19 protein-coding genes are annotated in these 25,009 nt (G+C 56.5%); 13 read left to right on the top strand and 6 right to left on the bottom strand.

Translation table 11 applies throughout. The features are described from left to right. Nucleotides 1-182 precede the first annotated feature (182 nt). The 3 genes from BXP70_RS09970 to BXP70_RS09960 all read right to left on the bottom strand — a co-directional run bounded on the left by BXP70_RS09970 (nucleotide 183) and on the right by BXP70_RS09960 (nucleotide 5,696). Nucleotides 183-2,759: a TonB-dependent receptor gene (locus BXP70_RS09970; RefSeq protein ID WP_086593921.1), complete on the bottom strand. Its 2,577-nt coding sequence runs from the start codon at nucleotides 2,757-2,759 to the stop codon at nucleotides 183-185. Between the two features lie 330 nt (nucleotides 2,760-3,089). Further along, nucleotides 3,090-4,817, bottom strand: coding sequence for a pyruvate dehydrogenase complex dihydrolipoamide acetyltransferase (locus tag BXP70_RS09965; RefSeq protein ID WP_086593920.1), 1,728 nt, complete (start codon nucleotides 4,815-4,817; stop codon nucleotides 3,090-3,092). Nucleotides 4,818-5,075: 258 nt separating this feature from the next. Then, a complete protein-coding gene (locus BXP70_RS09960; protein WP_086594182.1) occupies nucleotides 5,076-5,696 on the bottom strand; it encodes a histidine phosphatase family protein in 621 nt (206 codons plus the stop codon). An 80-nt stretch (nucleotides 5,697-5,776) separates the two neighbouring features. Between BXP70_RS09960 and BXP70_RS09955 the strand changes: the two genes are divergently transcribed. The 12 genes from BXP70_RS09955 to BXP70_RS09900 all read left to right on the top strand — a co-directional run bounded on the left by BXP70_RS09955 (nucleotide 5,777) and on the right by BXP70_RS09900 (nucleotide 21,819). Further along, nucleotides 5,777-6,220 (top strand): hotdog fold thioesterase, encoded by a 444-nt coding sequence (locus BXP70_RS09955; protein WP_086593919.1) that lies wholly within the window; start codon nucleotides 5,777-5,779, stop codon nucleotides 6,218-6,220. Further along, entirely contained in the window at nucleotides 6,217-7,476 is a 1,260-nt protein-coding gene (locus BXP70_RS09950) for a chorismate-binding protein (RefSeq protein WP_086593918.1), read from the top strand. The genes BXP70_RS09955 and BXP70_RS09950 overlap by 4 nt, the downstream gene beginning before the upstream one ends. A 264-nt stretch (nucleotides 7,477-7,740) precedes the next feature. Beyond that, nucleotides 7,741-9,576: a 2-succinyl-5-enolpyruvyl-6-hydroxy-3-cyclohexene-1-carboxylic-acid synthase gene (menD, locus tag BXP70_RS09945; RefSeq protein ID WP_086593917.1), complete on the top strand. Its 1,836-nt coding sequence runs from the start codon at nucleotides 7,741-7,743 to the stop codon at nucleotides 9,574-9,576. A gap of 143 nt (nucleotides 9,577-9,719) precedes the next feature. Continuing rightward, nucleotides 9,720-10,544: a 1,4-dihydroxy-2-naphthoyl-CoA synthase gene (menB, locus tag BXP70_RS09940; protein ID WP_086593916.1), complete on the top strand. Its 825-nt coding sequence runs from the start codon at nucleotides 9,720-9,722 to the stop codon at nucleotides 10,542-10,544. Nucleotides 10,545-10,818: 274 nt separating this feature from the next. After that, entirely contained in the window at nucleotides 10,819-13,347 is a 2,529-nt protein-coding gene (locus tag BXP70_RS09935) for a cellulase N-terminal Ig-like domain-containing protein (RefSeq protein ID WP_086593915.1), read from the top strand. Between the two features lie 286 nt (nucleotides 13,348-13,633). Beyond that, nucleotides 13,634-14,500: a sugar phosphate isomerase/epimerase family protein gene (locus BXP70_RS09930; protein ID WP_086593914.1), complete on the top strand. Its 867-nt coding sequence runs from the start codon at nucleotides 13,634-13,636 to the stop codon at nucleotides 14,498-14,500. Between the two features lie 260 nt (nucleotides 14,501-14,760). Continuing rightward, complete coding sequence (locus BXP70_RS09925; RefSeq protein WP_086593913.1) at nucleotides 14,761-15,096, top strand: potassium transporter KefB; 336 nt, start codon at nucleotides 14,761-14,763, stop codon at nucleotides 15,094-15,096. Nucleotides 15,097-15,205: 109 nt separating this feature from the next. Beyond that, a complete protein-coding gene (bla, locus tag BXP70_RS09920; protein ID WP_086593912.1) occupies nucleotides 15,206-16,150 on the top strand; it encodes a subclass B3 metallo-beta-lactamase in 945 nt (314 codons plus the stop codon). Nucleotides 16,151-16,361: 211 nt separating this feature from the next. After that, on the top strand, nucleotides 16,362-17,906 hold the full coding sequence (locus BXP70_RS09915; protein WP_086593911.1) for a serine hydrolase domain-containing protein: 1,545 nt from the start codon (nucleotides 16,362-16,364) through the stop codon (nucleotides 17,904-17,906). A 415-nt stretch (nucleotides 17,907-18,321) separates the two neighbouring features. Beyond that, complete coding sequence (locus tag BXP70_RS09910) at nucleotides 18,322-18,984, top strand: DUF2490 domain-containing protein (protein WP_245849591.1); 663 nt, start codon at nucleotides 18,322-18,324, stop codon at nucleotides 18,982-18,984. Between the two features lie 746 nt (nucleotides 18,985-19,730). Beyond that, nucleotides 19,731-21,284 carry a lipase maturation factor family protein gene (locus BXP70_RS09905; RefSeq protein WP_086593909.1) on the top strand — a complete coding sequence of 518 codons (1,554 nt, stop codon included), beginning with the start codon at nucleotides 19,731-19,733 and terminating at the stop codon, nucleotides 21,282-21,284. Nucleotides 21,285-21,459: 175 nt separating this feature from the next. Next, entirely contained in the window at nucleotides 21,460-21,819 is a 360-nt protein-coding gene (locus BXP70_RS09900) for a hypothetical protein (protein ID WP_143436441.1), read from the top strand. Nucleotides 21,820-21,903: 84 nt separating this feature from the next. Here BXP70_RS09900 and BXP70_RS29440 read toward each other — a convergent pair whose 3' ends face one another. Beyond that, nucleotides 21,904-22,101, bottom strand: coding sequence for a hypothetical protein (locus tag BXP70_RS29440; protein WP_143436440.1), 198 nt, complete (start codon nucleotides 22,099-22,101; stop codon nucleotides 21,904-21,906). A gap of 163 nt (nucleotides 22,102-22,264) precedes the next feature. Between BXP70_RS29440 and BXP70_RS09895 the strand changes: the two genes are divergently transcribed. Continuing rightward, nucleotides 22,265-23,407, top strand: a complete 1,143-nt coding sequence (locus BXP70_RS09895) for an AMP-binding protein (RefSeq protein ID WP_086593907.1) — start codon at nucleotides 22,265-22,267, stop codon at nucleotides 23,405-23,407. A gap of 119 nt (nucleotides 23,408-23,526) precedes the next feature. Here BXP70_RS09895 and BXP70_RS29890 read toward each other — a convergent pair whose 3' ends face one another. Continuing rightward, nucleotides 23,527-23,793, bottom strand: a complete 267-nt coding sequence (locus BXP70_RS29890; RefSeq protein ID WP_179197648.1) for a carboxypeptidase-like regulatory domain-containing protein — start codon at nucleotides 23,791-23,793, stop codon at nucleotides 23,527-23,529. Nucleotides 23,794-23,866: 73 nt separating this feature from the next. Continuing rightward, nucleotides 23,867-24,904, bottom strand: a complete 1,038-nt coding sequence (locus BXP70_RS09885) for a trypsin-like serine peptidase (RefSeq protein WP_086593905.1) — start codon at nucleotides 24,902-24,904, stop codon at nucleotides 23,867-23,869. Between the last annotated feature and the right edge of the window lie 105 nt (nucleotides 24,905-25,009).

Below are 25,009 nucleotides of genomic sequence, written 5' to 3'. Positions count from 1 at the left end.
GAACCTGTAGAGACGCATACTTGCGTCTCCCCGTTGCGAATGTTGTTTAGCGAGGGTGTTCTAGGCTGGTCGTTCAACGAGGAGACGCGAAGTATCGCGTCTCTACACCGCCGTGAAAAAGGAAGTCAGCTGCCGGTTTCCAAAACCGACAGCTGACTTCCATCTCCTGAGCAAAACTACAATCAGAATCGGGCCTGCAATTTAGCAAAGTAAAATCGGCCGTTCGACCCCATCTGCACCGGGTCCCAGGCGCCGCCGCTTTCCGTGAGCTGGGGATTGAACAGCGTCGGGTAGCGGTTGAACAGGTTGGAGCCACCTACAATGAACTGTAAGTTGTTGGTTACGGCGTAGTTCAGGGTGAGGTCGGTGGTCACGCGGGCTTCGTAGTTGTCCGGCTGCCCGTCCCAGTTGATCAGGGTAATTTTATCGAAGCGAACAAAGCGCGCCAACGCCCCGAAGCGCCCTACTTGGTAGTCGAACGTCAGGTTGATCTTGGAGGGCGGCGCCGAGGCTTTCACGAAAGCTTGCTCGCGGGCCCCGAAGAACTCCTCTTCCCGGCCAGCGAGTCGGCCCGATGTCCGCACCCGATCGATTTTGAGGTGGTTGAAGTTAGCAGCCAGCGTCGAGTTGAGGCGGCCAGTACCTAGGGTCGCGGTGTGGCTCAGCACCACATCCAAGCCCAAGGAACGAGTATCGGCGGCATTCGCAAAAAACTGCGCCTGTCCTACGTTCAGCGCCCGCAAATCGGCCCCAATAACCGGATCATCGGCGGAGAATTGCGTTGTGAGCACCACCCGGTCTTTCACCTTGATGTAGTACCCGTCCAAGGTCAGACTCAAGTTGGAGCCGATACGGCTGGTCAGGCCAATGTTGGCGTTGTTCGACGTTTCTTGCTTCAGGCTCGGAATACCTAGCTTTTGCGTTACGGGGCTGTTGTTGCGCGCCAAGAGCACTTCCACTGGCTGGCCACCGATGAAGTTGGTGACGGTAGAATTAAAATTGATCTGCGCCAACGACGGCGCCCGGAAACCGGTGCTGTACGTGCCGCGCACGGTTAGAAAGTCGGTCAGGTTGTAGCGCGTAGCCGCTTTGTAGTTGAGCGTGCCGCCAAAGTCACTGTAGTTTTCGTAGCGCAGGGCCGCCTCCAAGAGCCAGCGCACCGTCACGTTCAACTCCGCGTCGGCGTAGATGCCGATGTTGTCGCGCGTGGCTTTGATGGCGTCGCTGGGTTGATAGCCGGGGAAGCCCTGCGCCCCAGCCGCGCGGCGCAGGGAGTCGGGCGTGCCGGCGGGGTCGTAGTTGGCGTAAGAGGTTTCTTCGCCCGCAAACAATGAATACCGCTCGCGGCGCCACTCGGCCCCAGCGGCTAGGTTTAGGCCTTCCAGTACGGTTTTGTAGTTACGCGTCAGACCTAGGTTGACTACGTTCTGCTGCAATTGAAAACCACCAGCGTCGAACTCGGTGATTCGAGGGCTCGCGCCGAGCGAACTGTTCAAGGAGTTGCGCACGCCGTACTCGAAGCGGTTGGAGCCGAAATCGTTGCTCAGATCCAGGTCCCAGCCGCCCACCGTGGCCCGCACGCCCGCCACCGCCGACACGTCCCAAATGTCGCTGGTAATGATGGGGTCGAAGCCATTGGGGTAGATGGCCGGCACGTTGCGGTCGTCGTCGGCGAAGCGCGTCCAGGCGTAGCTGTCGCCCCGGCGCTTGTTACCGCCCCCAAACACGTAGATGTGCGCTTTGTCGCTGAGCGCAAACTTGGAGTTCACATACGCGGAGGTGTTGGTCACGCGCGGGTCGCCGTACTCGCGACGGAGCCGACCGTCGGGCGCCGGCACGTTGGCGCGTTGGGTATGCTCGCGGCGGTTGTAGTCGAGCGTGGCGTTGATGAAACTGCCCTTCTCCCCTATCGCGCCGCCGTAGTTCACGTTGGCGTTGAAGTTGCCGCCATCGAAGTCACGGTCGTCGAAGCGGTATTTGGCGTCGTAGGCGCCGTAGTTCACGTTGGCAGTCAGTTCCTTGGTCGAACGCTTCAGCACAATGTTGATGACGCCCGCAATGGCATCGGAACCGTACTGCGCCGAGGCACCATCACGCAACACCTCAATCCGCTCGATGGCCGCCGCCGGAATGACGTTCAGGTCGGTGCCCGTATTGCCGCGGCCGCGGGTGCCAAACAGGTTCACTAGCGCCGATTGGTGCTGGCGCTTACCGTTGATGAGCACCAGCGTTTGGTCGGGACCTAGGCCGCGCAGCGTGGCGGGGTCGACGTGGTCGGCGCCATCGGAGCCGGTTTGGCGGTTGGAGTTGAACGAGGGCGCCACGAATTGCAGCAACTGGTTCACGTCGAGCTGGCCGGTTTTGGTGGTCACGTTGCGCACGTCGATAATATCAACGGGCGAAGGCGAATCGGTAATGGAGCGGTTCTGGCTACGCGAGCCTACCACTTCCACGCCGCCCAAGCTAGTGCTAGCTTCCGCCAGCCGCACCGTGATGGAGCCCCCATCGGCGCTTACCTCTTGCGGCGCAAAGCCGATGGAGCTCACCACCAACCTAGGTTGCGCCGTGCGGGCCTTCAACGTGAAGCGGCCATCGCCGCCCGTACCGGTGCCGTTGTTGGTGCCCTTCTCCACCACCGTGGCGCCGACCAGCGGCCGGCCCGTCGGGTCGAGCACTTGCCCCGTCAACGCTTGCCCCTGCCCGAAAGCAGCAACACTAATCACGCAACACACTGGCGCTAACAGTAGACTTTTATTCATAATGAGGGAAAGAATGGTGAGGTATGGTATCGAAAGATTATTAGGCAAAAGCTCTATTCTTTCACAATAAAGCAATAAAAGCGTAGTGTCGTTACGAACCCTGGCTAATTCGCCTGCTAGTCCGACGCCTTCGACGCCCGCTTGTTTGTTGTTGAACGGCTTCTAGAACGAAGACCCTGCATCTAGCTTTTTAGGCGGAAGCAGACAGTAACTAGTCAGGTGCCCACGGCGTCAGACCGGCGGACGTAGCCGAATACGACAGCTTATACAAACAAGAAAGCCAGCCTTTGCAGGCTGGCTTTCTTGGTAAAACAACTCTTGAAGCTAGGCTCAGATGAGCATACGCATGGGGTCTTCCAGCAGCGCTTTCAGCGTTTGGAGGAAGGCCGAGCCAGTAGCGCCGTCCACCACGCGGTGGTCGCAGCTGAGCGTCACTTTCATCACATTGCCGATAGCTAGCTCACCGTTTTTCACCACGGCAGTTTGCTTGATGCCGCCCACGGCCAAGATGCAAGCATCCGGCGGGTTGATGATGGCGGTGAACTCTTCGATGCCGAACATACCTAGGTTCGAGATGGTGAAGGTGCTGCCTTCCCACTCCGAGGGCTGTAGCTTCTTCAACTTCGCTTTGCCCGCTAGGTCTTTCACCTCCGTAGCAATGGCCGAGAGACCTTTGCCATCGGCGTTGCGGATAACTGGCACGAGCAGACCATCTTCGATGGCCACGGCCACGCCGATGTTCACCACTTTGTTCTGGCGGATCTTGTCGCCGAGCCACGACGAGTTGATGGCGGGGTGCTGCTTCAGGGCAACAGCCGACGCTTTGATAACCAAGTCGTTGAAGGACAGCTTCACCGGCGACAGTGCATTCAGCTGCGTGCGCACTTCCATCGCCTTGTCCATCAGGATTTCCATCGTCAGATAGAAATGCGGGGCCGTGAACAAGCTCTCCGACAGACGGCGGGCAATAACCTTACGCATCTGCGACACGGGCGTGTCGGTGTAGGTACCTTCGGCAGCGGCAGGAGCCGGCGCAGCTTTGGGCGCTTCGGCTTTAGCCTGCTCAGGCAGAGCGGCTTTGATGTATTCTGATTGAGCTTCGGTAGCAGCGGTAGTTGCTTGCGGCGCGGCGGCCGGAGCAGCCGAAGGCTGGAAGCCCTCTACGTCGCGCTGCACGATGCGGCCGTTTTCGCCGGTGCCCTTTACCTGATTGAGGTCAATACCCTTTTCTTTGGCAATGCTCTTGGCAAGCGGCGAGGCCAACAAACGGCCACCCGACTGAGTCGTAGTAGCTGCTTCAGGAGCAGCGGCAGCAGGTGCAGCTTGCGCATCAGCCGCCGGAGCAGCTTCTTGCGGCGCAGCACCGCCCGACTGACCACCACCTAGCAACGCCTGCACGTCGGCGCCTTCTTCCCCGATTACGGCTAGCACACCATCTACCGCTACGGCTTCGCCATCTTTTGGTCCGATGTAGAGCAGGGTGCCGTCTTCGTAGTTCTCCAGTTCCATTGTGGCTTTGTCGGTCTCAACTTCGGCCAACACGTCACCCGATTTCACTTTGTCGCCTACTTTCTTGAGCCACGACGCAATGGTGCCCTCCGTCATCGTATCGCTCATTTTGGGCATCCGAATAACCGTGGCTTTTTTGCCGTTGCTGGGAGCAGCGGCCGGAGCCGGAGCCGGCGCGGGCGCAGCAGCCGGGGCTGGGGCAGGCGCCGCCGGAGCGGGCGCAGGGGCAGCAGCTTCAGGAGCCGGGGCCGGAGCCGCCGCTGGAGCAGCACCACCGTTTACTTGACCGAGCAAGCCGGAAATATCTTCTCCCTCTTTGCCCACGATGGCGAGTACGCCATCTACCGGAACCGAGTCTTTTTCTTTCGGACCAATATAAAGCAAGGTGCCATCCTCATAATTTTCCAGCTCCATCGTGGCTTTGTCGGTTTCGACTTCGGCTAGGATGTCACCAGATTTCACTTTGTCACCTACCTTCTTGAGCCACGCGGCGATGACACCTTCCGTCATCGTGTCGCTCATTTTGGGCATTTTTATGATTTCGGCCATTTGCTTCTTGGGTTGGAGTTGAGGCGTCAAAATTAGCCCGAAATTCCGGGCAAGCAAACCAAAGTACACCTAGATAGGGGTCAAATACAACCCAACCCGCAGGAACGTGCCAGGCCGCGTTCGTTGGCAGCACCATTTGGTGGCGCCCCGGCGAAATACAAGCTGCCCGACCTAAGTCGTTATTTTACTACCAAAGCGCCTGCTCACAACCCACCACGACGCAGGCCGCACAGAAGACAAAAGCACCTAGGTATGTGCTTAGGTTGGTTGCAAATGCACAACATCCATAAAGCTGCGCACGGAGAACATGGAGCCGGTGTAATGCACTTTGTATAGGCACAAGTTGCGGTGCTCAAACGAATCCATGCAGCTGAGCGGGTAATTGAGCAGTTGGCAGAGCAGCACGCGCATGGCGCGCCCGTGCATGCACACCAAGATGGTCTCTTCCTCGGGGCGCGAAACAATCAGGTCGATGACAGGGCGCTGGCGGGCCGCTACTTGGTCGGGACTTTCGCCGCCGGGCAGTCCGATGTTGGTAATGCCCTGCTTCCAGCCTTCCAGCACGGCGTGGTACTGCGCGTCTTCCTCCGCCGTGATGCGCGTGCCTTCGCGGGCGCCCCAGCTAATCTCGTTGAGGCCGGCGTGCTGCTCGTGGGGCAAACCTAGGTCCAAGAAGCCCTGCACCGATTGGTGGGTGCGCTGCAACGTGGAGGTGTAGACTTTGTCGAACTTCACGTGCTTGTAAGCCGCGAAAAAACGAGCGGCTTGCCGGTGGCCGGTTTCGTTCAGGCTGGAGTCGACGCCGCTGCCCTGCACAATGCCGCGCACGTTGAAGTCCGTTTGTCCGTGCCGGATAAGGTAGATTTTTTTGACGCTCACTTTCCCGCTAGCTTTGCTGAACAAGGTCCCAAACTAGCGGTTTTACGCTGGAAAAGTCTTATTGGCCTTGTTTTTTTCGCATGAATTTTCCCACCCCCGATCTTGCCCAACTCAATGAGTGGTCGCGCAATACATTGAGTGAGCACCTAGGTATTGAGCTTACCGAGGTAGGCGACAAGTACCTGGTAGGCCGCATGCCCGTCGACCGCCGCACCCACCAGCCCATGGGCCTACTGCACGGCGGCGCCTCGGTGGCCCTGGCCGAAACCCTAGGTAGCATCGGCGCGGCCCTGCAAGTCGACCCAACGAAGAAAGCATGTGTGGGACTGGAAATCAATGCGAACCATATCAAAGGAGTACACTCGGGCTACGTAGTGGGGCGGGCCACGGCCATCCACGTGGGACGCAGCACACAAGTGTGGGAGATTCGCATCACGCACGAGGAAACAGGCGCTTTGGTGTGCCTCAGCCGCATTACGATGGCCGTTATCGACTTGCCCGCCAAACCTAGCTCCGCGGCATGAAAAAGCCGTCGTTTCGCGCAGTGGCCTGGCCGGGAGAAGCGCCCGACTTTCGGATTCAGCTGCGCCAGATCCTAGCTTTTGCCTTTCAGCAAGGCTTGCCCGTGGCCCTCTGGCGCTTGCCTAACATGCAGCAGGCTCAGCTTTGCCTCAGCTTTTCCGATGAAGCCGCCTTTGTGGGGCTCACGCCCGTGCTAGAGCCTAAAGCTCCCGCTGGCTTTGCTTTCTTCCCCTTCCGCGACTCCGACCACAACCCAGCCCAGTTTCTGCCCGCCAACGTCTTTTTTGACACGGCCAACCCCACCGAACTGCAAATAAGCACCGCTTTGGAGGAAGAGGACGAGGCCCACATGCAGGAGCTGCTTGCCTTTCTAGGCACCGCGCCTCCCTCCTCTTCCACGCCGCTGACCTGGCACGTGAGTCCGCAGCCGGTGCCGCACACCGCCACCCGGGCCGAATACGCGGCCTTGGTGCGCAAAGCCGTAGCGACCATCGAGCAGGGGCATTTGCGCAAAGTAGTATCGTCGAGGGCGGCGCGGCAGTTATTGCCGGTGGGGTTCGATGTGTTGGTAGCTTTCGGGGAACTGCACCGCCGCTACCCGACGGCGTTTGTGTCACTGGTCAGCACGCCGTCGGCCGGTACTTGGCTCGGGGCTACGCCCGAGAAGCTTGTGGAGGTAGACGAGGACGGCGTGTTTCGCACGATGGCGCTAGCCGGCACCCAGCCGCTTACGCCCGACCTCACGCCCCAAACCGCCATGTGGACGGGCAAGGAAATCGAGGAGCAAGCCCTAGTGGCACGCTATATCGTGAGTTGTTTCAAGCAGTTGCGTCTGCGCGACTACGACGAAATTGGGCCGCGCACGGCTGCGGCGGGTCAGCTGCTGCACCTGCGCACCGATTTTGCCGTGCCCCTGCGCCAAGTGCCCCACCCTACCCTAGCCACCGACATGCTGCGCCTGCTGCACCCGACCTCGGCCGTGGGCGGCATGCCCCGCCAAGCCGCCCTGGATTTCTTGCAAGCCTACGAGGGCTACGACCGGGCGTACTACAGCGGTTTCCTAGGTCCGGTGAACATGCCAAACCCAGGTATAGCGCGGGTGTTCGTCAATCTGCGCTGCCTACAACTGCGCGAAGACGAGGCCATTCTCTACGCCGGCACGGGCCTCACGGCCTTCTCCGACCCCTTGCGCGAATGGACTGAAACGGAGCTAAAGCTAGCCACCGCCGGGGCCGTGCTAGGCGGTAAGGTGGATTGACCAGGCTCCAAGCGAGTGACTGAATGGCTGAGTATTTCGTAAGAACCACCCAAAACGGTCATGTTGACCAGCGGGAGACATCTCGCGTGCCATGCTAACGTCGATCGGTAGGTTTACCAGGGCAACGACTGCACGCGAGATGTCTCCCGTTGGTCGACATGACGTTCTCGTAGTGACTTTCTAGGAGCGTGACGTTCTTGTTTATTCTTTATCCAACCGCAGTTCTCATCTGTTAGTTGGTAATATGATAATTGGTAACTGAAAATGCAGGCTGTTTATAATATTGCGGAAATCTGCGCGCAGCACGGCATTACGGATGTGGTGTTGTCGCCCGGCTCCCGGTGCGCGCCACTCACCATTGCCTTTGCGCGCCACCCTGAGCTGCACGTGCGCACGGTGCCTGATGAGCGGGCTGCCGCCTTTATCGGCCTAGGTCTGGCGCAGGCCCAGCGGCGGGCGGTGGCGCTGGTGTGCACCTCCGGCACGGCGGCCCTGAACTACGCACCCGCCGTAGCCGAAGCCTTTTTCCAACAGATTCCCCTCATCATTTTCACCGCCGACCGCCCCCCGGAGTGGATCGACCAGCTCGACGGCCAAACCATCCGCCAGACCGATATTTACGGCAACCACGTGAAGGGCGCGGCCACTTTCCCCGCCGACACCACCCACCACGATGCTAAGTGGCACTCGGCGCGCATTGTGTCGGAGGCCATCAACCTAGCCCAGCAGTTCCCGGCTGGTCCCGTGCAGGTGAATATTCCGCTGCGGGAGCCTTTCTACCCGAAAAGCGGTGAAGCCTTCCACTTTGAGGAAGTCAAAGTAATCCGCGAGCAACCCGGCGCGCCTTCGCTCCCCACCACGGAGCTAGCCGCCCTGCGCCAGGAGCTAGGTCAAACGTCGCGGGCGTTGGTAGTTACCGGGCAGCACCACCACGACGCGGCACTCCTGACGGCGTTGCGGCACTTTGGTAGTGATTACCAAGTGCCGGTTGTGGGCGACGTTATTGCCAACGTTTACCTGTCGGCTGCGCCCGAGGCAAAGACACCGTTTGCCCCCATCGGGCGGCAGGACGTGTTTCTGGCCGTGCCCGACAAGGACCAGAAAGCAGCCTTGCGGCCGGAGCTGCTGATTACGTTTGGGCAGTCGCTCATTTCGAAGGCGCTCAAGCTGTATTTGCGCGAGTACGCCCCGAAGCAACACTGGCACATTCAGGCTGCCGGGCCGGTAGCGGATACGTTCAAGTCGCTCACGCGCATCATCCGGATGGAGCCAGCGGCGTTCTTCGAAGCCATGCTGGCCGAGCCCGCCGCCCGCGAACCTAGGGTGGTGGTGGCAAACCCGGCCGTGCGCTCGGCCCAGCAGCGCACCGTGCCCATCCCTCGGGTGCTTCTGACGCCGCCCGACGCTACGGCGCACGAGGGCGCACCGGCCTACCTAGCTTCCTGGCAGCGCGCCGAAAGCTGGGCCGACGACTTTTTGGCGACCTTCTTCAACGCTTCCACGCAGCCCTTCAACGAGTTCAGCGCCTTCCACCTAGCCTTACAATTTGTGCCTGGCCGTACCGCTATTCACTTGGCGAACAGCATGGCGGTGCGCTACGCCAACATCCTAGGTCTGGCCAACAAGCCCGACACGGAGGTGTTTGCCAACCGTGGCACCAGCGGCATCGATGGCTGCAACAGCACGGCCGTAGGCTCGGCCCTGGCCCAACCGGAGCGGCCCGTGGTGCTGTTCACCGGCGACGTCGCGTTTTTCTACGACCGCAACGGCTTCTGGCACAACTACCCGACGCCCAACCTGCGCGTGGTGCTGTTCAACAACCACGGCGGTGGCATCTTCCGCATCATCGACGGGCCGCGGCAGCAGCCGGAGCTAGAAGAGTTTTTCGAGACGCGCCAGCCGCTCACCGCTGAGAACACCGCCCGCGACTTTGGACTGCGGTATTTTGCAGTTTCGTCTTTCGAAGAACTTGAATCAGCGCTACCTGTTTTCTTTGCAGCCGAAGGCGGCGCGGCGCTGTTGGAAATCACCACCGACAGCCCCACCAACGCCGAGTTTTTTGAAGAATACCGTAGGGCTGTGAAGGCAGCCGTTGTCTAACCATTTCTCCAGAACCCTCCCTTGCCCGTCATGCGAAGCTTACCGAAGCATCTCTACTGCCCAAGTAGATGATTGCCATTGCAGTAGAGATGCTTCGATAAGCTCCGCATGACGGCCTTACTTAACTGATTCCACTCACACTCATGGCAGAACAACTTACCTGGACCCCGATCAAAGAGTTCCGCGAAATCCTCTTCACCCAGCACGGAGGCATCGCCAAAATCAGTATCAACCGCCCGCAGGTGCACAATGCTTTCACGCCCCTCACGGTGCAGGAAATGATTGAGGCCATGAACATCTGCCGCGACCGTACCGACATCGGCGTCATCATCCTGACCGGCGAAGGTGGCCGCGCCTTCTGCTCGGGCGGCGACCAGAGCGTGCGGGGCCACGGCGGCTACGTGGGCGAAGACACCGTACCGCGCCTGAACGTGCTCGACCTACAAAAGCAGATTCGCTCCATCCCCAAGCCCGTTATTGCCATGGTGGCCGGTTGGGCCATCGGAGGCGGCCACGTGCTGCACGTGGTCTGCGACCTAACCATTGCTGCCGAAAACGCCCGTTTCGGCCAGACCGGCCCGAAAGTCGGCTCGTTCGATGGGGGCTTCGGGGCTAGCTACCTAGCCCGCATCGTGGGCCAGAAGAAAGCCCGCGAAATCTGGTTCCTCTGCGACCAGTACGACGCTCAAGAAGCCCTCGACATGGGCCTTGTGAACAAAGTAGTGCCGCTTGATAAGCTGGAAGAAACCACCGTAGCCTGGTGCCACAAGATTCTGGAGAAGAGTCCGCTGGCGTTGCGCATGCTCAAATCATCGTTCAACGCGGAGCTCGACGGACAAGCCGGTATTCAGGAGCTAGCTGGCAATGCGACGCTGCTGTATTACCTCTCCGAAGAAGCCAAAGAGGGCAAAAACGCCTTCATCGAAAAGCGCCAGCCCGACTTCTCGAAGTATCCGAAGTTCCCGTAACAACTGAGGGGTTATCTGACTCATCAAGCCTCGTTCGCCTTTGCGGATGAGGCTTTTTTGTTGGTAGCTCTACAAGCTATTGTTCATAAGGCTAGACTACTATGAATTGAATTAGAGAAACGTAAATAATTCTGGTACAAGCGTCCTATGATTGTAGTGCTATTTAGTATACTATTACAATAAACCTCTAAATAGTAATCGCTGCGACTTACCCTGTAAGTTAGCAAACTAACGAATAGTATAAATCCTTAAATATAGGGCTGTTTTTACTAACATGAAAAGAACACTTTTCTCATTTGCAGTACTACTACTTGCGGCATTCAATTATGCTTCGGGCCAAGATTTAAAACTCAACGATCTTGAGTATTTTGAGAGGCAAGGCGTCAATATCCTTGTATATAGTAACCTTTTTACGGGAGGTTTTAACGATGAAAAAAACGCCGGTATAGAATTGATTCACCACGGCGTAAGAACAGCGCAAGGTGGTGCTGTGAGACTTTCTAATACTCCAGAGCAGTGGGATCTTGTGCCGGCAATGTCAAACCGCAAGGTAGATCGTGCGTCTCAAACCATTGAGACTACGTTAGGCTATAAAGAGTACGATTTTGATTCGCGAGTGGTAGTTACCGCGAAGGGCAAAGGCGTTGAAATAGCTGTTTACCTTGATAAACCCGTTCCCAAGGCACTTGAAGGAAAAGCTGGATTTAATCTTGAATTTCTACCCTCGCAATATTGGGGAAAGGCCTATTTGATGGATGGGCGCCCTAACCGATTTCCACGTTATGCGGTAAGTAATACAGTTACAAAGCCTAACAGTGAAAAAATTAAACAGTTTAAAGGGTATGTAACTTCCGATGACCGCGGAACCGGTAAATTCATTGATCCTCTTCCTCTCGAAACTGGCCGTACTTTTCTGCTGGCACCCGATGAACCCGGACGTTTGGTAAAAATCACTTCGCCTGATGCCGATCTGATGCTCTTCGACGGCCGGATGCTGGCACAAAATGGCTGGTTTGTAGTGCGCAGTTTACTACCAGCAGGCAAAACAGGCAAGGTTTTAACCTGGACAGTTGAACCAAATGCTATTAAAAGTTGGGTAAGAGAGCCAAATATTGGTTTCTCCCAAGTGGGCTATATTCCTGCGCAGCCCAAAATTGCCGTCATTGAACTCGACAAAAAAGACAAACCACTTACAAAAGCATCTTTATATAAAATAGGAGACGATGGGAATGCTACCGAAATATTTAGCAGCAAAATCGCACCCTGGGGTAATTATTATAAATACAACTATGTGAAATTTGATTTTTCTTCCGTTAAAACTCCCGGTATATATTATATTCAGTACGGCAAGGTCAAAACAAATAATTTTCTAATAGAAAATAACGTTTACGATAAAATCACCGATGCCACGAGCGATGTATGGATCCCAATTCATATGGATCATATGTTCGTAAATGAGGCGTATAGGGTATGGCACGGCGAGCCTTTCAAGGAAGGATATCGACAGGCTCCGCCAAACACTGATCACTTCGACTTGCATAGCCAGGGGCTGACAACCGATACCAAGTATAAAGCACTGGAATTAATTCCTGGGCTAAACGTAGGCGGTTTTTTTGATGCCGGCGATTTCGATATCGAAACCGGATCGAATATCAGCGTGGTGCAGAACTTCGTCCAGACATGGGAGTATTTCAAACCCTTACGCGATGAGACGTTTGTCAGTCAGAAGCAACGGTATGTTGATCTTCACCGCCCGGATGGAACGCCCGACGTATTGCAGTTTATTGAGCACGGAACCTTGAACCTAGTAGCGCAGGCCGAGAATATCGGCCACATGTCACAAACGCTCACTAACTCCGTTCTGGATAATTACCATCACCTTGGCGACGCCGCTTCGCTAACCGACGGCCTACCGTACAATCCTAACCTTCGGCCTTACGAAGTAGCTCCTGACGGCCGGTCGAGCGGGGTGAAGGATGATATGTGGGCGTTTACAAGCCGTAACCCCGGCCTCGACCTTAGTGCAGCAACGATGTTTGCCGCCGCCAGCCGGGCCTTGAAGGGGTATAACGACGATCTTTCGGCCAGAGCCTTACAACAGTCGAAACGGCTTCTGAAAGAGGCAACGGAACTGCTCGCTAACAAGCCGCAGAATGAGGCACGTAGGGAAGGTTCGTCAGCAGATATTTCCACCAACCTTCAACTGTACGTCTCAACCGGGGAGCAACAGTATATCAATAAATTTCAGGAGCTTTTATGGCCTGGGCTTGAGCGTAACCTCAACTTCAACCTGCTCACGGCCTTAAATGCCATACCGCACATGGACGCGGCCTACAAAGAGAAGCTGCGGCCATATGTTGTCAAATACAATGACTACATAAAAGGGCTTGAGAAGGACAACCCATACGGAGTACCTATCGGCCTTAGTAACTGGGCCGGTAACGGAGGTATTCAGAGTTTTGGCACTACCGTTTGCTTTGCCAACAAATACTTCCCGGATATTGTCGACGCCAGCCATGCTTTCAAGGTCGCTAACTGGTTATTTGGCTGCCATCCGTATCATAATTATTCGTTTGTAGCAACGGTGGGCGCTACTCGTCCTAAGGCAGTTTTTTATGGAAATAACAGGGCCGATTTCTCCGCTATTCCAGGCAACGTTGCGCCCGGTGTATTATTCAGAAAACCCGACCACTTCGAAAACTACGACGACTGGCCATTTCTGTGGGGAGAAAACGAGGGCACAATTGCGGGCAATACTGGTTATTTAATTTTTGGATCAGCTTTTAAAAATTTAGTGAAATAAACAGCTGGTGTCAAACGATTTTAAAGCAGCTATTCATTTAGGATTGCTGTTAGGGCCGGGCTACTCTAAGCACAAGAAATTCTCGTAACCGGCCAATAGTTGCATAAGAACTCAAAAGGCTCTATACTCCTGGTAGACAGGATATAGAGCCTTTTTTCATTGGTAGCACACGGCGGCGTAATACGGGTGTGAAAGGCTCCTAGCTTCTGCGCTTGATTACCTAGGTAGCGCCAAGGCTCGACTCTTATCCACCCCATCCCACCACTCCCATAACCGATGCTGTTCTATGAAATTTCTACCCTTATTGGCACTCTCCGCAGCGCTTACGGCTTTGCTCAGCTTCGGCCCGAGCAAAGCGCCCGTTCCGCAGATTGGCTTAGTAGCCCCCATTGACCAGGACAGCCTGCTACACGCGGCCGGTTTTCGGATGCTAGGTGAAACAGTGAGCCGCATGGTTTCGCCCGCTTTATCGGAAGAGCAGTTCAGGCAAAACCTAGCTCGGATCAAAAAGGCGAAGTGCAAAGTGTACCTCTGCAATATTCTCTTTACCGGTAAAATAAAAATTGCGGGGCCTACGGTGGATAACGCCCGAGTGGTAGCCTACGTCGACAGTGTATTTGCGAGGGCTCAGCAGGCGGGCATCCCCTTTATCGTTTTGGGCAGCGGTGGCGCACGTAGAATTCCGGAAGGCTATGATGCCCAGAAAGCCCAAGCCGATTTCGTCCTTTTATGCCGCAAGATGGCGGTTGCGGCGCAGCGGCACGGCATCATGATTGCCATCGAAAACCTTAATTCTTCTGAAACCAATTTTCTGAATACAGTGCGCTCGGCGGCGGAAGTTGTACGCGCGGTTAATCATCCTAATTTCAAGCTCAACGCCGATATTTTTCACATGCTGCGCGAAAGTGAGTCGCCGCAGAGTATTGTCGATGCCAAGGATATATTAGTTCACTGCGAAATCGCCGAGAAGGAAAAACGCTCTTTCCCGGGCGTGCAAGGCGAAGATTTCAAGCCGTATCTAAGAGCGCTAAAAAAGGCGAACTACCAAGGCAATATCTTTATTGAGGGTACTACCAGCAACCCTACCGCCGACATCCCGCTTTCCTTTACTTACCTGACGAAGCAGCTACGGGAAGTGTATGCCGAGAAATGAGCAGCTAGGTTCGGCAAAAGCCCCTTTTACCTGAAGCAGCCTTCAGAGGCCTAGTGTTGAACGGCTGACGCTCACTCAGGAGGCAATCTGCTAGCACATATACAGCACATTTCTAAGCATTTATTTGGGAGTTACGCAAACAACCATTTACTTTGAATTACAAAGTACTTTACAAGCACCTGTTCTTCTGGATGGAGGAGCTAGTGCAGGCCTCACAGCAGGAACGAATACTTCTATCATCTCACTAAAGCCTTAAACCCATGCACGCACCAAACCAATTTCAGCAGCCGCTGCACGCGGCATCCTTGGGCAAACGCGCACTGCAAGGTGCCGCCATTGCCTTGGTACTTATAGCCGTTTTTCTGCTTAATGCCGGGGCGCCCGACCCAAGGTGGCCCAAGTTCTGGATGATCAGACCACTGCTGGTAGTGCCGGCAGCCGGCGCGGTAGGCGGCATCTTTTACTATTTCATGGACTATCTGCGCTACCAGGGCGGCTGGAAAAAGGCAGTAGCTATCCTGGCCAGCTTGCTTGTGTACCTCGTTGGGCTGTGGGTTGGTACTGTGCTGGGGTTAGTTGGCACCATGTGGGATTAAATGAGCCTGGGGTTTCTTTCCTGTTACCCGTTTTCTCCTTTGCTCACAGCTGGTACAGCGGCGGCGATTAAGCAAATAGTTACTCAAGAACCTAGGTGGATTAGCAGCGATGGTCAACTCGACAACTTCCGGAAACAGCAGACGCCGCAAGCGGCAACGATGGCTAGGGGTTGCCGCCGTTCTTGCCATATTAGCGGTAGTTGGCATTACGAAGTGGAAAGCAGCCTCAGACCGTGGTGGGCAGCAACCGGCCGAGCCCTTTCGCATTGCCGGCAACCTCTATTACGTGGGCGCCAACGATGCAACTTCCTTTTTGCTCACGGGGCCCGCGGGTCACGTTTTGATCGACGGCGGCTATCCTGGCACTGCCCCGATGATCATGGCCAGTATTACCAAACTTGGCTTCAACATCCGGGACGTAAAGGTGCTCCTGAACTCGGAGCCGCACTTCGATCATGCGGGCGGGTTGGCGGCGCTGCAAACGGCCTCCGGGGCTGAGCTGTGGGCGAGCGAAGCCAGCGCCGATGCCATTGCTTCCGGCGGATTGGATGATGCGGGCGCTACCTTTTGGCCCATGAAGCTGCTGGTATGGTCTGGGCTGGCGAGGTACCCGGCCGCGCGCGTAGACCACCGGTTCAAGGACGGCGCAACGATCCGCCTCGGGCCAATCAAGCTCACCGCGCACATCACGCCGGGACACACGCGCGGCTGCACCACGTGGGCCTTCCCCGTCCGGGCCGGCAACCGGGAGTTGCAGGTGGTAAGCGCCGGCAGCCTGACGCTGCTACCCGGCATGTCGCTAGTGGAGCCGGAGCGGTATCCCGGCATTCGAGCCGACTTCGAGCGCAGCTTTCGGGTGCTGCGCAGCCTCCCCGCCGACATCTTCCTGACAGCGCACGCAAGGCAGTTTGACCGGTACCGCAAATTTCGCGAAAGCACCACTGCCGCGGACCCAGTAGCCCCGTTTATCGACCGGGCTGGCTACCTCAGCTACATCGCCAAAGGAGAAGAAAAATTCCGCAAAGAACTGCGGACGCAGCAAGAAGCGCAGTAGCCGTTCGTAGAACCGAAGCCCAGCCAGGCTTGCCGAGTGTGTGCCACACCTAGGCTCTAATTTGCTGGCTGGCTTATAGAACAAAAGTGAGCTAAGTATAGCGTTCCACGCCGCAGCGCAGCACCTAGCGTAGCGAAATAACCTAGGGTCGAAGAATGGAAAACGAATGAATTAGCTATGCCTAGCTATATTGATTCCCTAACTCCCTGCTATGCGCCTTTCTTCTGTACTCCTGCTGGTGCTGTTTTCGTTGCGTGCCTTTGCCCAACTCAAGCCCGCCCCCATCACCTACTCGGCGCCTATTTTCGCCGATACGGCCCGGATGGCGAAGATCCGCAAGGCCTTGCCCGTGCTCGAGCGGATGTACCAGGAATATGCTACCGCCGTGCACGCGCCGGGTTTTGTGTATGGGGTGATGGTGGATGGGCAGCTCTTGAACGCCGGCGGCACTGGCTACACCAACCTGGAGCAAAAAGCGCCCGCCACGCCCCAATCAGCCTTCCGGATTGCGTCGATGAGCAAGAGCTTCACCGCTATGGCCATCCTGAAGCTGCGGGATGCCGGCAAGCTCCGCCTCGATGACCCAGTATCGCAGTACATACCTAGCTTTAAAAAGCAGCATTTCCCCACCACCGACGCGCCAGACGTAACCATTCGACACCTGCTCACGCACGCGGCCGGCCTGCCGGAAGACAACCCGTGGGGCGACCGGCAGCTGGCCATTAGCGATGCGCAGCTGCTGGCTTTTATCAACAATGGCCTCAGTTACTCAAACGATCCGGGCATCACTTACGAGTACAGCAACCTAGGTTTTGTGACCCTCGGCTACATCATCCAAAAAGTATCGGGGCAGCCGTATCAGCAGTACATCAACGACAACATCCTGAAGCCTTTGGGCATGACCCACACCTATTGGGAGTACGCCAAGGTGCCGGCGGCCCAACTCGCGCATGGCTATCGGTGGCTGAACGAGCAGTGGGTGGAGCAACCGATGCTGCACGACGGCGCCGGCGGAGCCATGGGTGGCCTGATCACCACCATGGAAGATTTTGGCAAGTACATGGCCTTCCACCAGTCGGCGTGGCCGCCTTCTAGCGCGCCAGAGAAAGGACCGGTGAAAAGAAGCTCGGTGCGGGAAATGCAGCACCCGTGGAATCTCAACGCCTTGAATGCGCAGTATAAGTACCCGTCGGGGCGCGCTTGCCCGCAGGTGACGGCCTACGGCTACGGCATGCGCTGGAGCAAGGACTGCGAAAACCGCGTGACGGTGGGGCACAGTGGCGGCCTGCCCGGCTTCGGTAGCAACTGGGCCATTCTGCCCGACTATGGCATTGGAGTGGCCTGCTTTGCCAACGTCACGTACGCGCCCACCTCGCGCATCATGATCCGGATGATCGACACCCTGATTACCCTAGCCGACCTCAAGCCCCGCCAACTCCGCCCCTCCAGCGTGCTGAATGAGCGCAAGGCGCAACTCGTGAAGCTACTGCCCTCCTGGAACGGCGCGGAAGCAAGCGGCATCTTCGCCGAAAACTTCTTTCTCGACTATTTCACTACTTCGTTGCGCAAAGAAGCCACCGCGCTTTTCGAGCGAGCCGGTAAGATTGTGCGGGTAGGCGAACTAGTGCCGGAGAACGGGCTCCGCGGCTCTTTCCTGCTTGAAGGCGAAAAGGAAAACCTAGAAGTGAGTTTCACACTCACCCCGGATCAAGTACCTAGAATCCAAGAATATCATCTGACGGAGAAGAAGAAATGAGTCGCCGGCTGGTAATAAGTACTCAGGCAAGTATGTGCTGCTTAGCTACCATTGAGCGTCCGATGCACCTCGCTTTTTGGCAGGTGTATCGGACGTTTTTGCTAACGGCAGCCGACAGCGCCTTCATCTAATCTTCAGCAGCCAGTTCATCAGTTTGTAAGATTGATAGTACTCATTTGGCTTAGGCCTGATGAGATAACCGTCAACGAAACAGACTGTTTACTGTAGGAGCGCGATGCTCTACCTAGAGAGCTATTGAATGAATCTAAGAAGGGCTAGCTTTTTCTTTCTCTGCATTTTAGGCAAGCAAGCCTTTGCGCAAATTAGTCCACCCGGCCTGGGGAAGGCGCATACAGCTGATTGGGTTGCGTTTGGCGTACGCCAGGATCTGGACTCGCTTAAAAGATGGCAATCCATGTCCTACATCGGCCTAGGCCGGATCAGCAACCCTACCGACTACAACCCTTTTGACAAGTCGGCCATTTTGGTGCTCAACCAGGAATTCTACTACCGCTTTCACAAGCACTGGCAAAGCTCCTTCGCCCTGAGCTACCGCCGGCAAAACGAGTATTTCGACAGCTACCCTTACGAGCGCGAAAACCCAGCTTTCGAACAGGAGTTCAGATTTTACAGTCGCTTCTCCTACGTCCTAGAAACACGCCGCTTCAAATTCATCCCCACTTTCCGACAGGAATTCAGAAAGTTCTACACGCCGACCTTCGCCAGAGAAGCCGAAAATTTTCAGCTGCGCTCCAGAGTACGCCTACAGTTGTCGATAAACCTGGATGCCGCAAAAACCCATCAAATCATCCTAAGCTCGGAACAGCTATTTTCGGCGAGTAAGCTGTATGCTCCGAGCCAGTGGGAAAAGCTAGCTTATCGCGAAAGCCGATTTGTGGGATATTATTCATTCGCGCCAAAATCGTTGCCTTTTATTTTCGACCTAGGCTATATGGCCAACCGGCTCGGCACTACCTCGCCGATTTATGTGCATTATGCAGCGCTTGATGTGATCTGGAAAAACCCATTATCGCACCACAAAATGGCCAAGCGTACCCGCATCGGCAACCTCGAATAGCGCGCCCCTCTTAAGCGCACCTATTGCTGCTAGCGTTGACGCAGCCTACGCTTCAGGCTACGTGTGAGAAGCACAGAGATGTGCGGCAACGGGAAAGACTGTTACTGAATTCGTAACTTCAACGCACTGCAAGACAAGACACTTATGAGTACGGAGTAGGTCAACCGTCTAAGCATAAGCCAGTTGCTGAGTCGCTATTTTGGGGCCGTTGAGGACAAACATCTTGACCTAGCTATTGTGCAAGCGACGTTCACGCCCGACGGGCGCATCATGCGGCCTAACGGCTCCGCTCTCACGGGATAGGAGAATATTCTGGAAGGCCAGCAAAGGAGCTTTGCGCGCTTTCAGGCCACGCACCATGTTACGACTGACTAGGTGATTGAGCTAGCCGGTGACTAGGCCAAGCTGAGACCCAACTTAACAGCTATGCATTTGTGGGCGGCTGATGCGCACGACCCTAACTCTCTACAAACGTACTTTGTGGCCGGCGGCGTGTTGTCGGCGGTAGCCACACGAACAGCGGAAGGGTGGCGGTTAAGTGAACTATCCAATCGTAATGTGGTGGCGTACTGGCGCTGGTCTCTCTGCCATGGCAACTTATGAGCAGCCCAGCGAGTAACGTGTTAGCTAGGCAGGCAAGCTCCACCATTGTAGTTGATCAGTAGCAACTTATCGGCATTTTACCCGTCCAGCGGGCACCTACTGCCAAGCGACACTCGTATGCACTTCCATCAGGATGAAAGTCGATGGAAGTCACCAACACCTCCGCTCAAGCACGGCAAAACCCTGCCCAAACGCTAAGCACCCCTCCCACTTACTGGCTCACCCGCTTTGTGCTGTTGCGCTTGCTGGGTGCCCTCTACGCGGTGGCCTTTCTGGTGGCCATCAACCAGATCGTACCACTAATTGGCGCCGATGGGCTATTGCCCGTTGGGCTGTATCTCAAGCAAATAAGCGCCGCTCTAGGGTCGGATGGCGCGGGCTTTCTGCGGTTACCATCGGTGTTTTGGCTGGAGCATTCAGATGCGGCGCTGCTTACAGTGGCCTGGATTGGGTTTGGGCTTTCCTGCGTGGTGGCGGCGGGCTTCGCTAATGCGCTGCTACTGACGGTGCTGTGGTTTCTGTATATGTCCTTCGTGCACGTGGGGCAGGAATGGTACGGCTACGGCTGGGAGATTCAGCTGCTTGAAACCGGTTTCCTGGCCATTTTCCTCTGCCCGCTGCTCGATATGCGGCCCTTTCCAAAGTACGCGCCGCCTATGCCCATCATCGTGCTATTCCGGTGGCTGGTTTTTCGCATCATGCTAGGGGCAGGCCTGATTAAAGTGCGCGGGGATGAAGTGTGGCGTAACAGCACGGCGCTTTACTATCACTTTGAAACGCAGCCGATTCCGGGGCCGCTGAGCCGGTGGTTTCACTTTCTGCCCCGTACTGCGCTGAAGATGGGGGTGTGGTTCAACTGGCTGGCCGAAATTGTCGCGCCCCTGTTCGCGTTCGGACCTAGGGTAGCGCGGCATGTTGCGGGCGGGGTGATGATCTTGTTTCAGCTCAACATTATTCTCAGCGGCAACCTTTCGTTTCTGAACTGGCTGACGATTGTCCCGGCACTGGCTTGCTTGGATGATGGCTTTTGGGCTAGGGTGCTCCCGCGCTGGCTCGTACAGAAAGCGCAAGCGGCGGCGGCCAATGCGGAGGAATCTAAGCCCATGCTGGTAACGGCGTGGGTCGTGACGGCGCTCATTACGGCGCTCAGCATCCAGCCAGCCTTGAACATTATATCGCCGGGGCAAATTATGAACACTTCCTTCGACCCGCTGGACCTCGTGAACACCTACGGGGCTTTCGGCTCGGTGGGCCGGGAGCGGCTGAATGTGGTGTTTGAAGGCACAATGGACGAGGCCCCCAGTGCCCAAGCCACTTGGAAGCCTTACCTCTACAAAGGCCTACCGGTGCTGCTCGACAAGCGCCCTCCGCAGGTAGCACCTTATCAGCTGCGCCTCGACTGGCAGATGTGGTTTGCCTCCATGGCGTCGGTCAATGAATACCCCTGGACGCTGAACCTTGTCTGGAAATTGCTGCACAATGACCCCAAAACGCTAAGCCTGTTTGCCGGCAACCCTTTTCCCAACAAGCCGCCACGCTATATCCGTGCAGTGTTATATCGCTACACGTTTGCCGAGCCAAACAATCCGCAGGGCGTTTGGTGGCACCGGGAACGAATCAGCCTGTGGATTCCGGCGCTTTCTGCCACTAACCCGCAGCTGATCGACTACCTGAAAAGTACCGGTTGGGCTCCGTGAGCGGCGCGGATGCTCCAGGGAAATTGACCGGGAAAGCTAGGTTGGCAAGAGTACTCATGGCGCGGTTTGCGGGGCACCTGACCACGAAACGCGCCGGTGCGTAGATAAACACATGCATGCCATTCAACGGATTCGGAGAGTTCACTTTGTGCAGTTTCCTGTGCAGGCCACCCTCATGCTACTCCTTACCTTATCAGCTGGGCACCGCCTGCGGAGCACCACGGCCACACCAGCGCCGGTGCCCGCTCTCTTGGCGCTGGCGCTGCTGTTGCTGGTGGTGGGAGCATGTCTTTACTTGGTTTCCAAGCGGATCCGGCCAAACCTGCGGCGCCCCGAGGAGCAAAACCGCCGCTTGTACCTCAGTGGCATCATTCTGCGAAATAGCTTCCTAGGTATCTTGGGGCTGCCACCCCTGATGATTTACCACATCACGCGCCATTGGCTTGATCTGGTGTTCTTTGGTATGTTGCTGCTTTTTTTGTGCCTGCTGACTGCGCCTACCGAGCCCAAGTATCGGCAGTGGTTGTTGCGCTGATTGTTGGGTAAGTCTCCCGCAAAGCAAAAAGCCTCGCTTTTCGGCGAGGCTTTTCTGGGTGGGTTTTGCGTGCAGTAATTAGAACTAGAATATCGAACCGTATGCCTGACAGCCAGAGCACCAGCCGAAGAAGAACCGAAGCCGCTCGTTTTTTCGCCATTTCTTCATGGCTTTCGCTTGCGCTTTTTGCTCAGCTTCTGGGGAGAAGCTAGCAGGCGTGCTAGCAACACGGGCAGGAGCAGTTTCTACTGTTTCGGTTGGGAAATGCTGGGCAGTAGTCATAGCGAGTATGATTAAATCCTGATCCAAATGTACGAGGGCAATTTCAAAAAAGCAAGCGCAAACGTTTGAAATTTATGCAAACGTTTGCTGAAGCTAGCTACCAGCGTGAGAATTAAGCAGTTTTGTTGTTGTATTATGCCATCTTATTTTTCTCCTACATTCTATGTCCGCTTCCCTCGTCCCCGATTCGCTGCTACTGAATGGCCGCGTGTTTCGCTATGCCGATATCCAGCAGTATCCGCTAAACACTCCCGCCGACCTGAATGGCTATGAGGCGAAAGTGCTGGACTTCTGCCGGCAGTGGCTTAATGGCACTCTTACCTTTGATTTGCACACGTCGGGCTCGACGGGCACGCCGCAGCTCATCCAAATGCAGCGGCGACAATTGGAAGCTAGTGCGCGGCGAACGTGTGAATACTTTGACCTAGGTGCCGGCGACCGAGAGTTGGTATGCCTGAACTGCGAATCGGTGGGTGGCCTGATGATGCTGGTGCGCGGCCTGGAGCACCAGATGCACCTAACCATTGTGGAGCCGAACGCCAACCCGCTGGTAGCAGTAGCACCCGACGCTGAGTTCGACTTTGCTTCCTTTGTTCCGCTGCAGCTCCGCACCCTCCTCGACCGCGGCTTCGAGGCCCAACTCAACCGGATGAAGGTTATCTTGGTGGGAGGCGCTACGGTGGAAAGCGCGCTGGAACGCGCTATTCAGACGCTAACCGTACCCGTATATCATACTTATGGCATGACGGAAACCGCCTCCCACATTGCCCTGCGCCGCATCAACGGGCCCGAGGCGTCGCCGTACTACCGGGTGCTGCCGGGCATTCATGTGGAGCTGGACGCCCGCGGTTGCCTAGCAATTCGGGGTGATGTAACGGCCGATCAACTAGTTACGACCAACGACCGGGGGCGCCTCGTGGATGAGCACACCTTTGAGTGGCTCGGCCGGGCCGACTTTGTGATCAACTCGGGCGGCGTGAAAGTGCAGGCCGAAAAGGTAGAGCAAGTGTTGGAAGTGGCCCTGGCGGAGCTAGGTTTGCCCATCCGCCGAGCTTTTGTGGCGGGCCAGCCAGATGCGCGCCTAGGCGAGCAAGTGACGGCTTTTCTGGAAGGCGAAGCACTAACGGACGCGCAATTACAACAGCTACAACAACTACTCACCCAGCGCCTTACCCGCTATGAGCAGCCGCGGGCCTTCGTGTACGCGCCGCAGTTTCAGGCTACTGCTTCGGGCAAGGTAGACCGGCTAGGTACTATCGGGTATTTAGCTAACGCAACTTCCTCAGAAAGAACTCCGCCTAGCTAGGCTTCGCGACGCTAACCGCGCTAAAGGGGTAGCGCCCGCCCAGCTATGGCTAGGCGGGCGCTACCCCTTGCGGCCCACCGATACGGTGAGGCCTATTTCTATTTAGAACGCCCGCGCTGCTAGCGTCGTAGTTCAATCTCTACGCGTGCATCCTCCTCCGCAACATCGACCGTGACGGTAGCAGGCGCGAAGCCGTCGGCGGTGCAGCCCAACTGGTAGGTGCCGGAGGCTGGCGCAGGCAACGTAAACTGGCCGTGCTGGTCGGTAACGAGAGCCATATCGGCTACGGCTACCGGCGCCGCCAAGAAGTAGATGCGTGCGCCAACAGCTGGTCGACCATTGGGCTCGTGCACGTGCCCAGAGATGATGTGTGGCTTGCGGGTCATCGTTGGTAGTAGCCAGAGCCCTAGGCCGGCGGCAACTAAGCTGCCGCCGGCCAGGAGAACTCGCCAGTGCTTCCTACGCTTTCCAGCTAACCATGTTGTTGTAGACATCCTGCACAATGCGCGTACCGGAGTTGGTCGTAGCGCCGCCGTACGCATGAATCGCAAAAGCGTAACGGGCACCGTTCACAATCCGGTATACGGCGCTGCCGCTTTGCCCGCCGGCCGTGTCGATGTCGTAGTACACTTTGCGGCTGTTGACGGCGGCAATACGCCGGGCATCAAACCACTGCGTGCCGCCGGGCTTATCGCCGGGGTAGCCCGAAATGTTGCCCACGGTGTTCAGCAAATCTGCGTCGGAGTAGACACCAAACCCAAACCAGCCCGTGGTGTTGCCTAGGTTCGTGGGGATGATGATAGCGCCATAATCAAAGTTTTGGTCGCCGTTGTTGGTCCAGTTGGTTACGGAGCGGAAGTTGGTGCTCGTCACGGAGCCGAAGGGCAGCGAGCTGCCGTTGCGGCCAGGCATCACCTGAATGCTGCGCACCCATCCATCCCGGCCGGGCACACCGCTGTTCTTGATGAACACGACGTGGCCCGCCGTCATGAGTGTGTGGGGCCCGATAAACCAGCCAGTGCCAATCCACTGCGAACCGTCGCGGGCCGTAATGAGCAGGGAGGCAATAGCTCGCCACGGGTAAATAGTCGTGTTGGTAATCTGCACCCGGTCGTCGGGGCCGTGCACGGTGGCGGCTTTTGGCGGCAATGTGTCATCCGTGTCGGGCGCAAGTATTCCGTACGAAGCCTCGCCAATATCGCGCAGCTTACTCGTATCGGGGGCCTTGTAGAGCTTGCCTAGCTCACTCTCGCTAAGGACTTGTGATTCGCGCAGCTTAAAGCCTTTCACGGCTTCCACGCCATCCTTACCGGGCTGTACTGTTTGGGGGTTAGTGCCTTCGGCGGGTGGGCTAGAAGGCAGCGCCCGGCCGTTCTGGGCCTGCATGGCCTCCGGTTCGGCGTCTTCCGACAAATTGGAGACGGGCATGTGGCCATTTGTAGGCTTGCTTACACTCGGAATTGTGACGGGTTCTTTGTCTTGCAGAAGGGTATCCATTGATTTTTACTGGTTTGAGAGTGGGAGTTTGGCTAGTGTTCGTCGGGGCTCGTAAGCGCTGATCCTAGCCTGACCAGATGTAATAATGAACCATAATAGCAATAG

The sequence above is a fragment of the Hymenobacter crusticola genome, assembly GCF_002154225.1.
In the GTDB taxonomy this organism is placed as follows: Bacteria; Bacteroidota; Bacteroidia; order Cytophagales; family Hymenobacteraceae; genus Hymenobacter; species Hymenobacter crusticola.
This window is presented reverse-complemented; position numbering and strand designations above follow the sequence as displayed.

Coding starts and splice junctions, on each gene's coding strand:
- BXP70_RS09970 (WP_086593921.1), bottom strand. CDS start 2,759: ATGAATAAAAGTCTACTGTTAGCGCCAGTGTGTTGCGTGATTAGTGTT.
- BXP70_RS09965 (WP_086593920.1), bottom strand. CDS start 4,817: ATGGCCGAAATCATAAAAATGCCCAAAATGAGCGACACGATGACGGAA.
- BXP70_RS09955 (WP_086593919.1), top strand. CDS start 5,777: ATGAATTTTCCCACCCCCGATCTTGCCCAACTCAATGAGTGGTCGCGC.
- BXP70_RS09950 (WP_086593918.1), top strand. CDS start 6,217: ATGAAAAAGCCGTCGTTTCGCGCAGTGGCCTGGCCGGGAGAAGCGCCC.
- menD (WP_086593917.1), top strand. CDS start 7,741: ATGCAGGCTGTTTATAATATTGCGGAAATCTGCGCGCAGCACGGCATT.
- menB (WP_086593916.1), top strand. CDS start 9,720: ATGGCAGAACAACTTACCTGGACCCCGATCAAAGAGTTCCGCGAAATC.
- BXP70_RS09935 (WP_086593915.1), top strand. CDS start 10,819: ATGAAAAGAACACTTTTCTCATTTGCAGTACTACTACTTGCGGCATTC.
- BXP70_RS09930 (WP_086593914.1), top strand. CDS start 13,634: ATGAAATTTCTACCCTTATTGGCACTCTCCGCAGCGCTTACGGCTTTG.
- BXP70_RS09925 (WP_086593913.1), top strand. CDS start 14,761: ATGCACGCACCAAACCAATTTCAGCAGCCGCTGCACGCGGCATCCTTG.
- bla (WP_086593912.1), top strand. CDS start 15,206: ATGGTCAACTCGACAACTTCCGGAAACAGCAGACGCCGCAAGCGGCAA.
- BXP70_RS09915 (WP_086593911.1), top strand. CDS start 16,362: ATGCGCCTTTCTTCTGTACTCCTGCTGGTGCTGTTTTCGTTGCGTGCC.
- BXP70_RS09910 (WP_245849591.1), top strand. CDS start 18,322: ATGTCCTACATCGGCCTAGGCCGGATCAGCAACCCTACCGACTACAAC.
- BXP70_RS09905 (WP_086593909.1), top strand. CDS start 19,731: ATGGAAGTCACCAACACCTCCGCTCAAGCACGGCAAAACCCTGCCCAA.
- BXP70_RS09900 (WP_143436441.1), top strand. CDS start 21,460: ATGCTACTCCTTACCTTATCAGCTGGGCACCGCCTGCGGAGCACCACG.
- BXP70_RS29440 (WP_143436440.1), bottom strand. CDS start 22,101: ATGACTACTGCCCAGCATTTCCCAACCGAAACAGTAGAAACTGCTCCT.
- BXP70_RS09895 (WP_086593907.1), top strand. CDS start 22,265: ATGTCCGCTTCCCTCGTCCCCGATTCGCTGCTACTGAATGGCCGCGTG.
- BXP70_RS29890 (WP_179197648.1), bottom strand. CDS start 23,793: ATGACCCGCAAGCCACACATCATCTCTGGGCACGTGCACGAGCCCAAT.
- BXP70_RS09885 (WP_086593905.1), bottom strand. CDS start 24,904: ATGGATACCCTTCTGCAAGACAAAGAACCCGTCACAATTCCGAGTGTA.